Annotated in this window: 17 protein-coding genes; 15 read left to right on the forward strand and 2 right to left on the reverse strand. The window is 64.7% G+C overall.

Features of this window, described 5'->3' with window-relative positions:
- Positions 1 to 35: 35 nt before the first annotated feature.
- Positions 36 to 1,175 (reverse strand): acyl-CoA dehydrogenase family protein, encoded by a 1,140-nt coding sequence (locus ACVILL_RS30045; RefSeq protein ID WP_456732362.1) that lies wholly within the window; start codon positions 1,173 to 1,175, stop codon positions 36 to 38.
- Positions 1,176 to 1,257: 82 nt separating this feature from the next.
- Here ACVILL_RS30045 and ACVILL_RS30050 point away from each other — a divergent pair, with 82 nt between their 5' ends.
- Genes ACVILL_RS30050 through ACVILL_RS30065 form a run of 4 tightly spaced genes read left to right on the forward strand, consistent with a single transcriptional unit; the run spans position 1,258 to position 6,439 of the window.
- On the forward strand, positions 1,258 to 2,124 hold the full coding sequence (locus ACVILL_RS30050) for a FadR/GntR family transcriptional regulator (RefSeq protein WP_456732363.1): 867 nt from the start codon (positions 1,258 to 1,260) through the stop codon (positions 2,122 to 2,124).
- A gap of 54 nt (positions 2,125 to 2,178) precedes the next feature.
- Positions 2,179 to 2,988 carry an enoyl-CoA hydratase/isomerase family protein gene (locus tag ACVILL_RS30055; protein ID WP_456732364.1) on the forward strand — a complete coding sequence of 270 codons (810 nt, stop codon included), beginning with the start codon at positions 2,179 to 2,181 and terminating at the stop codon, positions 2,986 to 2,988.
- A gap of 9 nt (positions 2,989 to 2,997) precedes the next feature.
- A complete protein-coding gene (locus ACVILL_RS30060) occupies positions 2,998 to 5,235 on the forward strand; it encodes an acyl-CoA dehydrogenase family protein (RefSeq protein ID WP_456732365.1) in 2,238 nt (745 codons plus the stop codon).
- Between the two features lie 10 nt (positions 5,236 to 5,245).
- A complete protein-coding gene (locus ACVILL_RS30065; RefSeq protein ID WP_456732366.1) occupies positions 5,246 to 6,439 on the forward strand; it encodes a CaiB/BaiF CoA transferase family protein in 1,194 nt (397 codons plus the stop codon).
- Positions 6,440 to 6,460: 21 nt separating this feature from the next.
- On the opposite strand, the gene ACVILL_RS30070 is transcribed toward ACVILL_RS30065, so the two are convergent.
- Positions 6,461 to 6,955, reverse strand: a complete 495-nt coding sequence (locus ACVILL_RS30070) for a MarR family winged helix-turn-helix transcriptional regulator (protein ID WP_456732367.1) — start codon at positions 6,953 to 6,955, stop codon at positions 6,461 to 6,463.
- 208 nt (positions 6,956 to 7,163) lie between these two features.
- Between ACVILL_RS30070 and ACVILL_RS30075 the strand changes: the two genes are divergently transcribed.
- From ACVILL_RS30075 to hchA, 11 genes are all read left to right on the forward strand, one after another.
- Positions 7,164 to 7,490: a hypothetical protein gene (locus ACVILL_RS30075; RefSeq protein ID WP_456732368.1), complete on the forward strand. Its 327-nt coding sequence runs from the start codon at positions 7,164 to 7,166 to the stop codon at positions 7,488 to 7,490.
- A gap of 12 nt (positions 7,491 to 7,502) precedes the next feature.
- Positions 7,503 to 8,822: a Rieske 2Fe-2S domain-containing protein gene (locus ACVILL_RS30080; RefSeq protein ID WP_456732369.1), complete on the forward strand. Its 1,320-nt coding sequence runs from the start codon at positions 7,503 to 7,505 to the stop codon at positions 8,820 to 8,822.
- Positions 8,819 to 9,778 carry a PDR/VanB family oxidoreductase gene (locus ACVILL_RS30085; RefSeq protein WP_456732370.1) on the forward strand — a complete coding sequence of 320 codons (960 nt, stop codon included), beginning with the start codon at positions 8,819 to 8,821 and terminating at the stop codon, positions 9,776 to 9,778. The genes ACVILL_RS30080 and ACVILL_RS30085 overlap by 4 nt, the downstream gene beginning before the upstream one ends.
- 27 nt (positions 9,779 to 9,805) lie before the next feature.
- Entirely contained in the window at positions 9,806 to 11,029 is a 1,224-nt protein-coding gene (locus ACVILL_RS30090; protein WP_456732371.1) for an ABC transporter substrate-binding protein, read from the forward strand.
- Between the two features lie 50 nt (positions 11,030 to 11,079).
- Complete coding sequence (locus ACVILL_RS30095; protein WP_456732372.1) at positions 11,080 to 12,363, forward strand: CaiB/BaiF CoA transferase family protein; 1,284 nt, start codon at positions 11,080 to 11,082, stop codon at positions 12,361 to 12,363.
- A complete protein-coding gene (locus ACVILL_RS30100; RefSeq protein WP_456732373.1) occupies positions 12,360 to 13,556 on the forward strand; it encodes a thiolase C-terminal domain-containing protein in 1,197 nt (398 codons plus the stop codon). Before ACVILL_RS30095 ends, ACVILL_RS30100 begins: the two co-directional genes overlap by 4 nt.
- Entirely contained in the window at positions 13,553 to 14,065 is a 513-nt protein-coding gene (locus tag ACVILL_RS30105; RefSeq protein WP_456732374.1) for a Zn-ribbon domain-containing OB-fold protein, read from the forward strand. The genes ACVILL_RS30100 and ACVILL_RS30105 overlap by 4 nt, the downstream gene beginning before the upstream one ends.
- 288 nt (positions 14,066 to 14,353) lie before the next feature.
- Entirely contained in the window at positions 14,354 to 14,974 is a 621-nt protein-coding gene (locus ACVILL_RS30110) for a PadR family transcriptional regulator (RefSeq protein WP_456732375.1), read from the forward strand.
- Between the two features lie 26 nt (positions 14,975 to 15,000).
- Positions 15,001 to 15,645 (forward strand): O-methyltransferase, encoded by a 645-nt coding sequence (locus ACVILL_RS30115; RefSeq protein WP_456732376.1) that lies wholly within the window; start codon positions 15,001 to 15,003, stop codon positions 15,643 to 15,645.
- A gap of 120 nt (positions 15,646 to 15,765) precedes the next feature.
- Positions 15,766 to 16,461, forward strand: coding sequence for a GNAT family N-acetyltransferase (locus ACVILL_RS30120; RefSeq protein WP_456732377.1), 696 nt, complete (start codon positions 15,766 to 15,768; stop codon positions 16,459 to 16,461).
- A gap of 99 nt (positions 16,462 to 16,560) precedes the next feature.
- On the forward strand, positions 16,561 to 17,436 hold the full coding sequence (hchA, locus tag ACVILL_RS30125) for a glyoxalase III HchA (RefSeq protein WP_456732378.1): 876 nt from the start codon (positions 16,561 to 16,563) through the stop codon (positions 17,434 to 17,436).
- The last annotated feature ends 6 nt before the right edge of the window (positions 17,437 to 17,442 follow it).

A 17,442-nucleotide genomic window follows, 5' to 3' on the forward strand; every position in this document is an offset into this window, starting at 1 on the left:
CCCTTTAATTCGTTTCTTGTTGAAATGGGTCTGGGCTAGCGCAGCAGCTCACGGGCGATCACCACGCGCTGGATCTGGTTGGTGCCTTCGAAAATCTGGGTCAGCTTGGCGTCGCGCATCATGCGTTCGACCGGGTAGTCCATAGTGTACCCGTAGCCGCCGAAGATCTGGACCGCGTCGGTCGTGACCTTCATGGCCATGTCGCTGCCGACGCACTTCGCCATGCTGGCAAGCACGTTGAGACGCTTCCAGTCGCCGCCATCGCCGGCGCGGGCGCATTCATAGACCAGCGCGCGGGCCGCCTCGATCTGCATCGCCATGTCGGCGAGCATGAACTGGACGCCCTGGAACTCGGCGATCGGTTGCTTGAACTGCTTGCGCTCCTTTGCATAGGCGATGCAGGCATCGAGCGCGCCTTGCGCAAGGCCGACCGACTGGGCGCCGATGGTCGGGCGGTTGAGATCGAGCGCGCGCATCGACGCGCGAAAGCCCTTGCCCTCCTCGCCGACGAGGTTTTCGGCCGGAACCCGGACATTGTCGAAGAAGATCGGCGTGTTGGGAGCGCCGCGAAAGCCCATCTTGCGCTCGTGGCGGCCGAACGTGATGCCCGGCATCTTCTTCGGCTCGACGATGAAGGCGCTGATGCCGTCGGCGCCGGCGCCGTCACTGGTGCGCGCCATTACGACGATGTAGTCGGCGACGACGCCGTAGCTGCACCATTGCTTGCGGCCGTTCAGGACATAGCTGTCGCCGTCCTTGCGGGCGCGGGTGTTGAGCGCGGCGACGTCGGAGCCGGCCTGCGGCTCCGAGATCGCGATCGCGGTGACCACGCCGCCCTGGGCGATGATCGGCAGATACTTCTTGCGCTGCTCTTCCGAGCCGAAATGCAGCAGTGGCATGATGAACATGGTGTTGAGCGCCGCGATCGATGCGCAGGCGGGCGAGACCTTCGAGATCTCCTCGCGCGCGATGCAGGCCATGGTCAGGTTGCCGTTCGGTCCGCCATAGCGCTCTGGCACCCAGAGCTGCATCAGCCCCATCTCGCCGAACAGCTTGACCAACTCGGTCGGGAAGCGGTCGGTCTCGTCGATTTCGGCGGCGATCGGCGCCACATGCCTGGCGACCATCCGGCGCACGTTGTCGCGGAACGCGACTTGCTCCTCGGAAAAACTCATGCGGACTCCCGTTTGGCTTTCTTTGCTGGAAGCCAAAAAAAGGGCTTCCATTGAATGGGTGATCCATTTAATAATTCACCGCATGAGCACCAAGTCAAGCCCTCGCGCGCCGCAGCGCTCCCGCACCGCCTCGCCGAACCGGCGGGAGCGGGCCGTCGACCATCGTGCGGCCGGCTCCGCCGCCGCGCCGACATTCAAGCCGATCCACACCAGGCGGACGTTCGAGGAGATCTGCGAGCGGATTCGCGAGCAGCTCGCGCTCGGCGTGCTGAAGCCCGGCGACAAATTGCCGGCCGAGCGCGAGCTGGCGCAGCAGCTCGGCGTCAGCCGCAATGTATTGCGGGAAGCGCTGCGCAGCCTGGAGATGGCCGGCGTGCTTCGATTGCAGAAGGGCGTCAAGGGCGGCGCCTTCATCCAGCAGGGCGACACCCGCCGCATGAACGAGGTCATGCGCGACATGCTGAGCCTCGGGACGATCTCCGTGCGGGAATTGTCGGAGGCGCGGGTCCACGTGCTGGACCTCGTGGTGCAGCTCGCCTGTGCGAATGCACGCCGCGCCGACCTCGACGCGCTGGAAGCCAATATCGAGCGGACGGAGCTTGCGACCAAGGAGGGGCGGTTGCTCGACCGGGTCGAATGCTCGCGTGAGTTCTACAAGCTGCTGGCGGCGTCGACCGGCAACAAGGTGATCGCGATGATCGTGGACTCCGTCACCGAGATCCACATGCGATTCGTCTATGCCAAGGTGGCCTCCAGCGGGGTTGCGATGGCGCGGCTGGCGGAGAAGCGGCGGCAATTCCTGGCGGCGCTGAGCGAGCGAAACGTGGAGCTGGCAAGCCGGCTGCTGCGGTCGCACCTCGAGTCCGTGCAGCGCATGCTGGAGCAGGATCCGGGCGCCATGTCATTGCACGTCGCATTGGCCGACGTGCAGCCCGGGATGCGCCGCTAGCACCAACCCGCCAGTCAATCAACAACTCAAGCAGCAATAACAATGGAGGCAAACGTGTCCAGTTACGCCAAATATGAGTGTCTAACGGTCGAGGTCGCGGACAAAGTCGCGACTGTGACCTTGAATCGCCCGCGGGCCCGCAATGCCATCAATCAGAAGCTGATCCGCGAACTGCGGACGATCTGGGACGATCTCGCCGACGACCACGCCGTCAATGCCGTGGTGCTGACCGGCGCCGGCGACTTCTTCAGCGTCGGCGGTGACGTCAAGGCGATGTCGGAGCGGCCGGGCGGCGACGTGCTGGAAGAGGGCGAGGTGCACGATCCCATGATCAGCCGGCGGGGCGTCACCCGCCAGCTCGAGCTCGACAAGCCGATCATCGCCGCGATCAATGGTGACGCCATCGGCCTCGCGGCGACCCACGCGCTGCTCTGCGACATCACCGTGATGGCTGAAGATGCGCGGATCGGCGACACCCATGTCTCGCGCGTTGGCTTGGTCGCGGGCGATGGCGGCACGGTGGTCTGGCCGCTCTTGATCGGCATCAACAAGGCCAAGGAGTTCCTGATCCGCGGCACGCTCCTGAAGGGCAACGAGGCGGAGCGGATCGGGCTGGTCAATCATGTCGCGCCGCGCGCGGAAGTGCTGGCCAAGGCCCGTGCGATCGCGGTCGAGCTCGCGAACGGGCCGACCTGGGCCATTCGCTGGACCAAGCTGTCGATCAACCAGATCGTCAAGGAGCGCGTCAACATGCTGCTGGAGGCCTCGATGGCGCTGGAGCAGGTGACGTTCGAGACCGCGGACCACAAGGAAGCGACCATGTCGTTCAAGGAGAAGCGCAAGCCAAGGTTCGGCCAGGGATAGGCCGGACCGATGGCGGCGATCGAAGCGTCGGACGACGATGTCTTGGGAATGCTGCGCGACTCCTTGCGCGGTTTCCTTGACGAGCATTGGCGTCCGCTGGGTGTAACGGCGTCCTCCTCGCCGGCCGAGGTGTCGGCGATCTGGCGCAAGCTGGTCGGGCAGGGCGTGGCGGCGCTCGGTGCGGAGGGCGGCGAAGGCGGCCTTGCCGAGATTCTCGTCGTCATGGCGGAGCTTGGCCGGGCCGGATGTCCGGCGCCGATGTGGTCGGCGGCGCTCGCCAACCTGGCGATCTCCGGCTCGCAGGTCGACGCCGCGGTGGATCTGCTGGAGCGGCTGCATTCGGGGGAGGCGACCGTCGCCTTCTCGTTCGGTGCGCTGGATCCGGATGCCGGCACGGGGTCGGCTGAGGTCGCGGACCTCAAGGCAACGGGCGTGCTTCGTTTTGTCGAAGCTGCGGGAGGCGCTACGCATCTCCTGGTCGCGCTCGATCAGGCTCATCTTGCGCTGATCGATCTGCGCGGGCCCGGTGTCGAATGTGTCGCGACCCGCGCGATGGGGGCGTGGGGCCTCTACGAGATCAGGCTGAGCACCGCGCCGCTCATACGCCTTCCCGTTGGGACGGTCGATCTGGAGGATCTCCGCATCAAGGGCAAGGCGGCGTTGACCGCGCGCGCCTATGGTGCGGCGCGGCGTGCGTTTGAGCTGGCGGTGGACTACGCCAAGGAACGGCACCAGTTCGGGCACCCGATCGGCAAGTTCCAGGCCATCCAGCACAAGCTCGCCAACAGCCTGATCGCGCTCGAAGGCGTCAGGCTGATCCTCGATCATACCGCAAGACTGCATGATGGCGGCGACGGGGACTGGCGGCATTTCGCCGAATGCGCATCGGCATTTTCAGGTCATGCGCTGCGGCAGGTTTCACTGGAGACCCAGCACACGTTCGGTGCGATCGGCTATGCCGACGAGCACGAGGCGCCAATCCATTTCAAGCGCGTGCATCTCGATACGATCGCGCTCGGCGGCGCCTCGGATGCAAGGCGCAGACTGGCCGCGCGGCTGCTCGATGCGGGTGGCGCCGGGCTGCCGCAATACGACCTCGGGCCTGCTGGTAACGAATTTCGTGAGCAGGTCCGGCTGTGGCTCGAGCAAAACTGGATCGGAAACACGAAGCGCGCGTTCGACCAGAGGCCATTCGCCAAGCGCGAATTCGATGCCGGCTTTGCTCGAAGCATGGGGGAGACCGGATGGATAGGCCTCGGATGGCCGGAGCAATTCGGCGGCCAGGCACGCTCTCCGCTGGAACAGGTCGCTTTCATGGAGACGATGGAGCGGGGCGAGGCGCCGCGGATCGGCGCGGCGATCCAGGCCAATGCGTTGATGATGTTCGGCACACCCGAGCAGCAGCAAGAATACTTGCCGGAAATCCTGCGCGGCGAAGCCATGCACGGCATGGGTTACAGCGAGCCGCAGGCAGGGTCGGATCTCGCGGCGCTGCATACCAGTGCCGTCAGGGACGGCGATCACTGGGTGATCAACGGCCAGAAGATCTGGACCACCACCTGGTGGGGCAAGTACATGTTCCTCGCTGCACGGACCGACAAGGATGCGAGGCCGCCGCATGCCGGCATCAGCATGTTCATCGTGCCGATGGACGCGCCGGGCATCACGATCCGTCCATCCAGCACGATGTATGACGGCACCTTTGCCAATATCTTCTACGACAACGTCCGCATTCCGGCCGAAAACATTGTCGGCGAAGTCAATGGCGGCTGGAAGGTGCTGACCGGCGCGCTGGCCTTCGAGCGCGGGCTGGTCGGTGGCGGGATCGTCCTGAAGGTCGCGCACGCCTTCGAGCAGCTGCGTTCGCATGTGATGGCGAAGCAAGGTGATCGCTCCCTCGCCGACGATCCGATCGTCCGCGACAGAATGGCGACCCTGGCATCGGAGATCGAGATCGGCCGTCTCTTGATGATGCATTGTACCGAGCTTGCCGCCGATGGCGTGACGCCGCCGGAGTATGGCGCGATCAGCAAGGTGTTCTCCGGCGAGCTGATGGAGCGCTTTGGTGAGGCTGCGCTCGACATCCTCGGGATGCGCGCCGCGTTGTCTGAGCAGATGCCCAGCGCGATCGACAATGGCCGCTTCGAGCAAAACCTGCGGCATTCGCTGATGTGGGTCATCAGCATCGGGACCAACGAGATTCAGCGCAACCTGATCGCGCAACGCGCGCTCGGGCTGCCGAGATAGGAGAGATCGAATGCAGAAGGATGGCGACAGGGCGCCGCTCGCCGGTGTGCGCGTGCTGGATTTTTCCATCATGGTGGCGGGGCCGTATTGCGCACGGTTGCTCGCCGACGTCGGCGCCGAGGTCATCAAGATCGAGCCGCCCGAAGGCGATGACATGCGGTTGCGGACGCCGCTGCGCGACGGCCACAGCACCTATTTCGGCCAGCTCAATGCCGGCAAGCGCAGCCTGGCATTGGACCTGAAGAACGCGGACGCCATCAAGCTCGTGCATCGCATGGTCGCGGAAGCGGACATTCTCGTCGAGAATTTCCGCCCCGGTGTCATGGATCGGCTCGGCCTTGGCTATGAGGCGCTTCGCGCGATCAATCCGCGCCTGATCTATTGCTCGATCTCGGGCTATGGACAGTCGGGCCCCGCCGCCGAGCGAGCCGCTTACGCGATGATCGTGCACGCCGAGAGCGGCTTCGATCAGTCTTTGATGCGCTATGCGGGTGACCGGGAGCGTCCCGCGGCAGGAGCCATTTTTGTTGCAGATATCCTTGGCGGCATCTTCGGCTATTCCGCGATCCAGACCGCGATGGTCCAGCGTGAACGCACCGGGGCGGGGCAGCGCGTCGATGTCGCCTTGATGGACTGCATGCTGAACCTGTTGGTCTATGAGCTTCAGGAAGCACAATTCCCGATCCGCGCGCCGCGGCCGACCTATGGGCCGGTCCGCACGCGTGACGGCGATATCCTGATCGCCCCGGTCACGCCGCGCAATTTTGCCGCGCTGTGCGAGGTGACTGGGCAGGAAGTGCTGGCGAACGATCCGCGCTTCACGACCATCCCGGCGCGCGGCGCCAATTGGACCGCCATGATGCAGGTGATCGAGCAATGGACCGAGCGGCACACTGTCGCTGAATGCATTGCGGCGCTCGACCGCGCCGGTGTTCCCTGCGCCGAATACCGGACGCCGGGCGCCGCATTGACGGATGCTCATCTGCGCCAGCGCGGCGTGTTCGGGACCGTCTCGGATGGCGCCGGCGACTTCGTCGGCGTGAATGCGCCGTGGCAGATGTCGGGGGCCGATACGCCGATCGGAAGTCACGTTCCCGGGATCGGCGCGCAGCGGGACGATGTGCTGTCGCGGATCCTGGGATTGTCGCCGGACGCAATCGCGGCGCTTGCCGCTGCGGGCACGTTCGGAAAGGCGCCGGCCTAGGCGGGTCGCGCGCCGGCGAACTCAGGTATCGGTCGGACCCTCGGGCGGCGGCGCCTTCGCGATCGCCAGCAGGCATTTCAGGAAGTACGCGCGGTCTTCCTTGCGCAGGGGAGCCAGCATGATGTTTTGCAGCTCGGCGGCGGCCGGAATGACGGCCAGCAGCGCTTCCTCTCCTTTGGCGGTGATCTGCACCCGGAGCGAGCGGCGATCGTCCGGATTGTCCTTCTTCGAGACCAGCCGGCGCCCGACCATCCGTTTCAGCATCTCGCTCAGCGTGTTGCGGTCGCAACTGATCCGCTCAGCCAACACGGACGGGGTGAGGGGACCCAACTGGTACAGCGCCATCAGCACGCCGAACTGTCGCGGCGTGATGTCGCTCTGGCGCGTCATGCTCTGGTAGAGACCGTCGTAGCGGGCCTCCAGCAGCCGCAGCAGAAATCCGACGCCGCCTTCGAGTTGCCAGTCGCGCGCAACGTCCGCGGCCGAGCTTGCTTTCGTACCCTTGTCGGCTGCCATGCCGTCGTTGAACCCCAGCTGCGATGTTTCGAATTCGCCTTAGCCGTTAGCAGCTTGGCCTGACGTCCTCAACCCATGTGGCGAACCGCTGTCCAAGCCTGTTCCGCGCACGATGCAATCGTGTGCTCGACCCTTGCCAGCCTCCCGGCTATGTAGTACGTATACGTATCAAATGACGATGCATAGACGTCGTTCAGGGAGGTTGAGCTTGGACCTGCGTGAGCTGCTGTCGATCCCTTATCTGCTCGAGGCCGAGGCGGTGGAGACCAAGCCGGGGCAGTGGCGAGTCCGCGTTGCCTACCCGGAACTTCCGGGATGCACGGCGGAAGCCGCCGTCGTTGAGGACGCATTGCGGGAGCTCGAGCGGCGGCGCATCGAATTGATCGTCAAGCTGGTGGAGGAGGGCAAGCAGCCTCCCGTTCCGCGCAAGCCGCTCACCGCATCCGATCCGCTTTGGACCGCTCAAGATCTCGGACTGTCTGACCGTGTCGCCGCGCTTCTCGGCGGTGCGGCGGGCCCGGCCACACGCAACTGAAGGAGGCAATCCATGCTCTCGCGCGAAGACAATGAACGCCTGGTGAGGGTCGGCAAGGGCACGCCGCTCGGCGATCTGTTTCGGCTGTACTGGATTCCGTTCCTGCCGTCGGCGGATCTCGCCACGGACGGGCTGCCGAAGCGCATCCGTTTGCTTGGCGAGGATCTGGTCGCCTTCCGCGACACCGAGGGCCGCGTCGGATTGGTCGATCAAGCGTGCCCGCATCGCGGCGCGCCGCTGGTCTTCGCACGAAATGAGGATTGCGGGCTGCGCTGCGTCTATCACGGCTGGAAATTCGACGTCACCGGCGCGGTGACGGACATGCCGGCGGAGCCGGTGCGCAGCCGCCTCAAGGAGCGGGTGCGGATCAAGGCCTATCCCTGCAAGGAGCGCAACGGGATGATCTGGACCTATATGGGTCCCGACCAGGCCGAGCTTCCGCCGCTGCCGAACCTCGAATGGAATCTGGTGCCGGCCGAGCAGGTGCACATCTCGGTTCGCGTTCAGGAGTGCAACTGGCTGCAGGCCGTCGAGGGCGAGATCGACTCGGCACACGCGCCGCTGCTGCACGGGCGGCTGGACGCCCAGGGTACGACGAGCGCCTGGATCCAGAAGCGCGACCTGCGTCCGACCTTCGAATGCATCAAGCAGGATTTCGGCATGAGCATCGCAGCGCGGCGCAACTACGATGCCAACACGCTGTACTGGCGGGTCAACCAGTTCATGCTGCCGTTCTATACGCTGGTGCCTCCGCTGTCTCCGTTCCCCGATCTGAGCGGGCATGCCTGGGTGCCGATCGATGACGAGAACACGCTCTGCATCATGTTCTCCTATCACCCGTCGGAACCGCTGCTGGAGAAAACGCGGCAGGTCTTCGCCGAAGGATACAAGGGCCGCGAGAGTGGGCATGCCAGCCGACACGCGCTCGTTCAGCATCCGGTGACGGTCCCTTATGCCGGCTACTGGACCAAATACAATCCGCAGAACGGCTTCCAGTTCGACTACGAGGCGCAGCGGACCACCTGGTTCTCCGGCCTGCCGGGGCTCTGGGTGCAGGACGGTGCGTGTCAGAGCGGCGTCTCGCCGATCTTCGATCGCACCAAGGAGACGCTCTGCTCGAGCGATACCGGCATCGCGATGACACGGCGCTTTATCCTGGAGGCGCTCGGCGCCTATCGCGATCATGCGATCAGGCCCAAGGGCGTGTCGGACCCCGACGTGTTCATGGTGCGCGCGGTGTCGCTGCGGCTGCCGCCGGAGGATTCCTGGGTCGACGTCGGCGGGCCGTTCATGCGGGCGAAGCTCGGTGCCGATTTCGGGTATGAGCTGTGAACGCGGCTAGCCAGGAGGTCCTGGTCAAGCGCATCGGCCACGAGGCCGAGCGGATCCATTCCTACGAGCTGATCGCGCGGACGGGCAGCGAATTGGCCCCGTTCACCGCCGGCAGCCATATCGACCTGCATCTGCCGAACGGCATGACCCGCAGCTACTCGCTGGTGAACGATCAGCGGGAACGGCACCGGTATGTCATCGCCGTCAACAAGGATGCAGAGAGCCGGGGCGGCTCCAGCTTCGTCCACGACACCGTCAGGGTCGGGGACGTCATCACGATCGCCGGGCCGCGCAACAACTTCGCGCTTCACGAAGAAGCCGAGCACTCGGTCCTGATCGCCGGCGGCATCGGCATCACGCCGCTGCTGTCGATGATCCGGCGCCTGGAAGCGCTCGGACGCCGCTGGGAGCTGTTCTACGCCGCGAGGACGCGCGCCGCCGCTGCATTTCTCGACGAGCTCGGCGCGTTTCGATCCGATCATTCGCGGGTTCATCTCGATTTCGACGACGAGCGATCGGGACGTGTTTTCGATCTCCGGGCGATCATCACGAGCGCGCCGGCTCACGCCCACCTCTACTGCTGCGGTCCGGTGCCCATGCTCGCGGCATTCGAGGCGGCGTCGGCCGGCCGCCCGGCCGATCATGTGCATGTCGAATATTTCAAGGCGCGGGAAGCTCCGGCCACCGAGGGGGGCTTCGACGTCAAGCTGGCGCGAAGCAATCGAACGATCGCGGTCGAGGCGGGCAAGACCATCCTCGATGCGCTGCTGGATGCCGGCATTGCCGCGAACTACGCCTGCACCGAAGGGGTCTGCGGCACCTGTGAGACACGTGTGCTCGAGGGCGTACCCGATCATCGCGACCAGTTTCTGAGCGAAGAAGACCAAGCGGCGAACAAGAGCGTCATGATCTGCTGCTCAGGCGCCAAGTCACGCACGCTCGTGCTCGATCTCTAAGAGAACAACATAAGGCGGGTGGAACCAATGAAGTATCTTTCGCACATTGTGGGAATATCGCTGCTGGCTGTTTGCGCCAGTGCGCCCGCGTCGGCGGACGCTGCGCGCAGCTTGAAGATCGGCGTGCTCAATGACGCGTCCGGTCCTTACTCCGACAATGCCGGCGAAGGCTCGGTGACGGCCGCCAAAATGGCGGCCGAGGACTTCATGCGGCTTCATCCGGATTTCAAAGTCGAGATCGTCTCGGCCGATCACCAGAACAAGGCCGACGTCGGTGCTGCCATCGCGCGCCGCTGGATCGATCAGGAGAAGGTCGATGCGGTCGCCGACGTGCCGAACTCGGCCGTCGGGCTTGCCGTCAACGAGGTCGTGCGCGGCAGCAAAGCGGCGCTGATCGCATCGAGTGCGGCGTCTTCGGACCTGACCGGGAAATACTGCTCGCCCAATACGATTCAGTGGACCTTCGACACCTGGGCGGCCTCGCACACCATCGGCGCCTATCTCGTGCGTCACGGCGGCAAGAAATGGTACTTCATCGCGACCGACAATGCGCTCGGCAAGTCGATGGTGCGCGACGGGACGGCGGTGATCGGCGCCGGTGGCGGGACTGTTCTCGGATCGGTCAACGTCCCGATCAACAATGCGGACTATGCCTCCTTCATTCTGCAGGCCGAAGGATCCGGCGCCGACGTGATCGCGTTCGCGACTGCCGGCGGCGACACCGTCAGCCTGATCAAGCAATCCGCCGAGTTCGGGCTGAAGCAGAGCGGACGCACCTTCGCGGCGCTGTTGACCACCACCAATGATGTCGAGTCGAGCGGACTTGCGGTCGGCGAAGGGCTGATCATCACCCAGCCGTTCTACTGGGACCTCAACGATGCCAGCCGCGCCTGGTCGGCCAGGTTCAGCGAGCGGCAGCACGGGCAATCGCCGACCGCATTCCACGCCGGCGTCTATTCCTCGGTGCTGGCCTATCTGAATGCGGCCTTGGCGGCGGGGACCAATGACGCGCCGGCCGTGATCCAGAAGCTGAAGGAGACGCCGATCGACGACGCCTTGTTCGGGCCGGTCGTGGTGCGCGCCGACGGCCGTGCCATCCACAACATGTACATCCTGAAAGTGAAGAGCCCGGCTGCATCCAAGAGCAAGTGGGATCTGCTGGAGCAGGTCGGCGTGCTCACAGGGCCGGAAGCCTTCCGGCCGCTCGACCAGGGCGGTTGCTCGCTCGTCGAGCCACCGAAGGGCAACTGACGAAGGTCGCGGTCCTCGGATCAACAGTTCTCAAACCAACGGATATCCCGATGCTGGACCAGCTCGAAGCCGATTTCCCTGAGCACACGCCTCGTCCTCCCGATGCGCCCAGGGCGCTCGAGGGGGTCCGGGTGATCGATTTCTCGCATTTCATCGCGGGACCGTTTGCGACCATGATCCTGGCCGACATGGGCGCCGAGGTGATCAAGATCGAGGCACCGGGCCGTGGCGACGATCTGCGCCGCTATCCCCCGGTGCATCCAGATCTCAGGCACGGTGCGCCGTTCCTCTGGACCAACCGCAACAAGCGCAGCGTCGCGCTCGATCTCAAATCCGCTGAGGGCCTGAAGGTCGCGCGTGAGTTGATCGGGACGGCGGACGTCCTGGTCGAGAATTTCTCGGCGAGCGTGATGGCGCGGCTGGGGCTCGACTACGAGAGCTGCCGCAAGATCAAGCCCGAGATCGTCTACTGCTCGGTGTCGGCCTACGGCCGCGACGGAGCGTTCTCGGACCGGCTTGGGTTCGATCCGATCGCGCAGGTCGAAAGCGGATTCGTTTCGATGAATGGCTATGCCGACCGGGAGGGGGTGCGGGCCTTGTCGCCGGTAATGGACATCAGCACCGCGATGATGGCGAGCAATGCGATCCTCGGCGCCCTGCTGGCGCGCGAGCGCAGCGGGCAGGGCCAGGTCATCGAGGTATCGTTGTTCGAGAATGCCGTCCTGATGACGGGCTACGCGACCATGCAGTCGCTCTTCAACAATGCGGATCCAAAGCGAAGCGGCAACACCAGCCCGGACACCTGCCCGTCGGGCGTGTTCCTGGCGAGCGATTGCTCGTTCTATATCAACTGCGGCAACGACAAGATCTTTCAGCGCCTGATGGCGCAGGTTCTCGAGCGCGAAGACCTTGCCGCGGCCGAGATCTATGCGACAGGCCCTGATCGGATCCGTCGGCGCGAGGAATTGTTCGCGATCCTCGGCGATGCCTTTGCGCGGCAACCCTGGTCGCACTGGCAGTCGCGGATGCGCGCGGCCGGGGTGCCCTGCGGTCAGGTGCGCACGGTCGGCGAGGCGATCCGCTCGCCGGAGGCAAGGGAGCGCGGGATCGTTACCCGGATTCCGCACGAGACGGTCGGCTGGGTGCCGAACGTGAACCTGCCGATCCGCTATTCGAAGACGCCGATCGTCGATCCCGTTGCGGCGCCGGCCGTTGGGCAGCACACCGAAAATGTGCTGCAGGAGTTGCTCGGCTACGACGTGGCCGAGATCGCGCGGCTTGCCGCGGGCGGAGCCTTCGGCAGCCGGTCTTCGCGACAGGATGCCAAGCCGTGAACGGGCGCGCGCGAGACGAGCGAACGCTGCGCGGCCGTGTGGCGGTGATCGGGATCGGCGAAACGGAGTATTATCGCCACGGCGCGTCGCCCGACCCGGAATTCAAGCTCGCGCTGAAAGCCATTCTGGCGGCTTGCGAGGATGCCGGGCTCGATCCTCGCGAGATCGACGGGTTCTCCTCCTACAGCGACGATCGCAGCGAGGCCTCACGGCTGGCCGCGGCGTTGGGCACGCATCGATTGCGCGCTGCGACCATGCAGTGGGGCGGAGGCGGCGGCGGTTGTTGCGCGGCTGTTGCGAATGCGGCGGCCTCGATCGTCGCGGGCCTCGCCGATTGTGTCGTGGTGCTCCGCTCGTTGGCGCAGGGCCAATATGGCCGCTTCGGACAGGCGGCCGGGATCAGTACAGTTTCCGGCGAGCGGTCCTACCTGATGCCTTACGGCGTGCTGGCGCCGCCGCAGCGCTTTGCCATGCGGGTGCAGCGCTACATGCACGAACATGGCGTGCGGCAGGAAGCTTTGCGGGCGATTGCACTCGCCTCCTACCATCATGCCCAGGCCAACCCGCGCGCGGTGATGCAAGGCAAGCCGCTCGACGCCGAGAAATACGATGCCTCGCGCTGGATCGTCGAGCCCTTCCATCTCTACGATTGCTGCATGGAAAATGACGGCGCGGCGGCCTTGGTGCTGGTATCGGCGGAGCGCGCCAATGACTTCCGGCAGAGGCCCGCCTATCTGCTTGGCGCGGCGTTCGGTGCGGGGCACCGGGCGGCGGCGACGGCGCACAACGCGCCGCTCTACGCCACTGCAAGCTTCGACACCGTGGCCCCCGATCTTTACCGCATGGCCGGGGTAGGACCGTCCGATGTCGGCGTGGTCCAGGCCTACGAGAACTTCACCGGTGGTGTCGTGATGGCGCTGGCAGAGCACGGCTTCTTCAAGCCGGAGGAGGCCAACGACTTCCTGACCTTCGAGAACCTGATCGCGCCATCCGGGCGGCTACCGCTCAACACCAGCGGCGGCAATCTCGCCGAGTGCTACATGCACGGCTTTGAACTCGTCCTGGAAGCGGTTCGTCAGGTGCGCGGCATTTCGACGAGCCAGGCTCGGCGTAGCGACGTCGCATTGGTTATCGGAGGTCCGATGGTCTCTCCCGCGAGCAATCTCATTCTGGGTTCGGAGGCCACCTTATGAGCGACCCAACCGCGCGCTATCTCCCGGCAGGCTTGCCGATCCCGGTCGCGGAAGCTGACGGCCTGTCTGCGCCTTATTGGGACGGGCTGCGTCGTGGCAAGCTGCTGGTGCAACGCTGCAGCCGCTGCAACTCATGGCAATTCGGACCCGAATGGCTCTGCCACCACTGTCGCGCATTCGATCCGGCTTGGACCGAGGTCGAGCCGCGCGGCCGGATCTTCAGCTGGGAGCGCGTGTGGCATCCCTCCCATGCTGCACTTGATGGGCATGGACCCTATCTCGCGGTGCTCGTTACGTTGCCGCACGCTGGTGACGTGCGCATGGTTGGTAACCTGCTCGGCGACCATATGCAAACCGTGGTGATCGGAGCAGAAGTCGAAGGAGTATTCGAACATCACGTTGATTCTGATCCAGCTTATTCGCTCCTGCAGTGGCGCCTGCAAGACTCGCCACCAGTGCAGGGCGCCGGGGCCGCACGGCACCAACAGAGCTGGTGTTCTGCGAGGTAAGGTTGATAGGCTGCTCGCGCTTGGTGTTGGTGCGATAATGGCTTGGCGTCATTAGATGTGAATCGGCCAACAACCTTGACCCCATCGATGTGATGGTCCGTCAACGCGTTAGCGCGCCGGTCGGCACCTGGACCCCATGCCGAAGCACACCCCAATGCTGGAACCCTGTAATTCGAATGCAGGAATCCAATAAATACGACACTCACGAAATCGTGGGTTGCCGCCGTTCCATCTGTAGATATATCGTAAGATATGTTTTCAGTAAGGGATGAACAAATGAGACGATCGATGTTTCGCGACCGGGACGACGACGGCTTCCGGTTTGGATTCTTCGCCATGGGCCGGCACGGAAGGGGCGGCCATCGCTTTGGCCGCGGTGGCCATGGCTTCTTCGGGCGGGGTGGCGGCGGCGACTTTCCGGGATCGCGGCGGCTGTCGTCGCAGGATCTGCAACTCGTGATCCTGGCGCTGCTCGGCGAGCAGCCGGCCCACGGTTACGAGCTGATCAAGAAGATCGAGGAGCGGTCGGACGGCTTCTACAGCCCGAGCCCGGGCGTGATCTATCCGGCGCTGACCTTCCTCGAAGAGATCGGCCATGCCAGCGTCACCCAGGATGCGGCGCGTAAGCTCTACAGCATCACCGAGCAGGGCAAGGCATATCTCGCCGAGAACCGCGCCACCGCGGATACCATTCTGGAAGCGCTGTCGCGGATCGGCCGCCGCATGGAGGAGGTGCGCGAAGCCTTCGCCGGCGTCAGCGATCTCGATGGCGAAGCCTCGGACGACGTGCACCGTGCCCGCCACGCGCTGAAGAGCGCGTTGCGCCAGAAGCGCGGCTGCGACGCCGCCGAAGCGCGGCGTATCGCGAAGATCCTGGACCGCGCCGCCGCTGAAATCCTCCAGCAATGACGCAATCGGGCCGAGGGAGACCTTTCATGTACAATGCTGAACCACACAGCGCGATTGCCGATGCGCGCGTGACTGCCGTCATCGAGCGCCTGCGGGCCACGCGCCGGGCGCCGGCGAGAGGCAATCCGATGCAGAGCGGCAGCCGCGATCCACACGATTATGCCGAGCAGGGCTTTTCGATCCACCCGGAGCAGGGCGAACTGATCTATCTTTTGTGCCGCGGCCTGCGCGCCAAACGCGTCGCCGAGTTCGCGACATCGGTCGGCATGTCGACGCTGTATTTCGCCGCCGCGATGCGCGACAATGGCGGCGGCACCGTGATCGGCTCGGAGATCGTGCCGGCCAAGGTCACGACCGCCAAGCGCAATCTCGCGGACGCAGGCCTGGCCGATTACGCCGAGATCCGCGAGGGCGACGCGCGCAAGACGCTGCGCGATCTCGGCGGTCCCGTGGACTTCATCCTGATCGACGGCTGGCCGGGCGACAAGGGACCGACGCTGGCGCGCCAGGTGATCGAGATCGTCGCCCCGCAGCTTCGGGTCGGCGGCTATGTCATGAACGACAACGCCGAGGCGGATTTCCTGGAGTTTGTGCGCGATCCCAAAAATGGTTTCGTGTCGATCACGCTGCCGCTCAAGGGCGGCACCGAGCTCTGCCTGAAGGTGGCGTAGGGGCTGGTCAGGCGCAAAGAATTCCGGCTGGCGTGATCGTGAGCCGCAACGCATCACGCCAAGCTGGATTTTGCCGGCGCTTCTTGCTCTGCTCCGAAAAAATCAGGAGCGAAGCGCCGCATGTCCGAAGCCCCGCCCATTCATCCACTTGATCGTCCGATCTGGAGCGCGCTGACCACAAGACAGCGCGAGCTGGCTGAAGGCGGCGCCGTTGCCCGGCGCTTTCCGCTCGCAATCGCACCGTTCGCCGACATGGTCGACATGTCGCCGCAGAGCTTTGCGGCGCTCGGCGCGCTGTTGTCGGGACCTGACATCGCGGTGCTGTTCACGCCGGATCCTGTCGCTGTGCCGCCGGCGTTCAAGGTGCTGCTGGCCGAGACCGGCGAGCAGATGATCGGGACGCCCGCGGACTATTCTGCGCCCGGCGTCGAGATCGTCACGCTCGGCGCCGCCGACGTTCCCGCGATGATGGCGCTGACCGAACTGACCAAGCCCGGACCGTTCAGCGCGCGCACGCATGAACTCGGTAACTTTTTCGGCATTCGCGTCAAAGGCGAATTGGTCGCCATGACCGGGGAGCGGATGAAGCCGGGCAACTATACCGAGATGACCGCCGTCTGCGTGCATCCGGACCATCGCGGCCGCGGCTACGCGCAGGCGCTGCTGTCGGCGGTCGCCCGCCAGATCGTGGCGCGGGGCGAGATTCCGTTCCTGCATGTCTTCACCAGCAACGTCTCGGCGATCGCGCTCTATCGCCGCCAGGGCATGGAGATCCGCCGCCGTCTGCACATCACGGTGTTTCAGAAGCAGGGCTAGGGCGGCCCGGCGGGCCATTTGAGGGAAATCCCTCATTCGTGATTTCGCGGCCCGTGCTTACCTCTGCCGGACCGCAACACGATGAGAGAGGATATCTCGATGTCCGAGCAATCCCAGGACAAGCGTCCCGTAGCCGATCCGGCGGAGAACAACGCCTTCTTTCCGTCGCCTTACTCGCTTGGGCAGTTCACCTCGGCCAAGTCGGATCTGTCCGGCGCGGACTACCCCAATGCCTACAGGGGTGGCCGCTGGAAAATTCTGATGATCGCCGCGGATGAGCGCTATCTGCTGTTGCAGAATGGCACGATGTTCTCGACCGGCAACCATCCCGTCGAGACCTTGCTGCCGATGTATCATCTCGACAAGGCCGGCTTCGAGTTCGACATCGCGACCGTGTCCGGCAACCCGGTCAAGTTCGAGCTCTGGGCGTTTCCGAAACAAGACGACGCGGTGAAGAGCATCTACCAGAAATATCTCGGCAGGCTGAAGCAGCCGCTCAAGCTTTCCGACTTGATCGAGAACAAGCTCGGCAAGGACTCCGATTATATCGCGGTTTTCATTCCGGGCGGCCATGGTGCGCTGATCGGCCTTCCCCAGAGCACCGACGTGAGGGCCGCCCTGAAATGGGCGCTCGACAACGACAAGCACATCGTCTCGCTTTGCCATGGGCCGGCGGCACTGCTGGCGTCCGCGATCGGCGAGGCCAAGGGCGACTATCCCTTCAAGGGCTACAAGATCTGCGCCTTTCCCGACGCCATCGATCGGACCACGCCCGATATCGGCTATATGCCGGGCCCACTGACCTGGGCTTTCGGCGAACGCTTGCAGGCGCTCGGGGTCGAGATCCTGAACAAGGACATCACCGGCAAGACGTATCAGGATCGCAAGCTGATCACCGGTGACAGTCCGTTCGCCGCCAACAATGTCGGCAAGGCTGCCGCAAGGGCTTTGCTCGATACGCTCGCCGGGCGCTGAAGCCAT

This window comes from Bradyrhizobium sp. USDA 3364 (assembly GCF_054056355.1).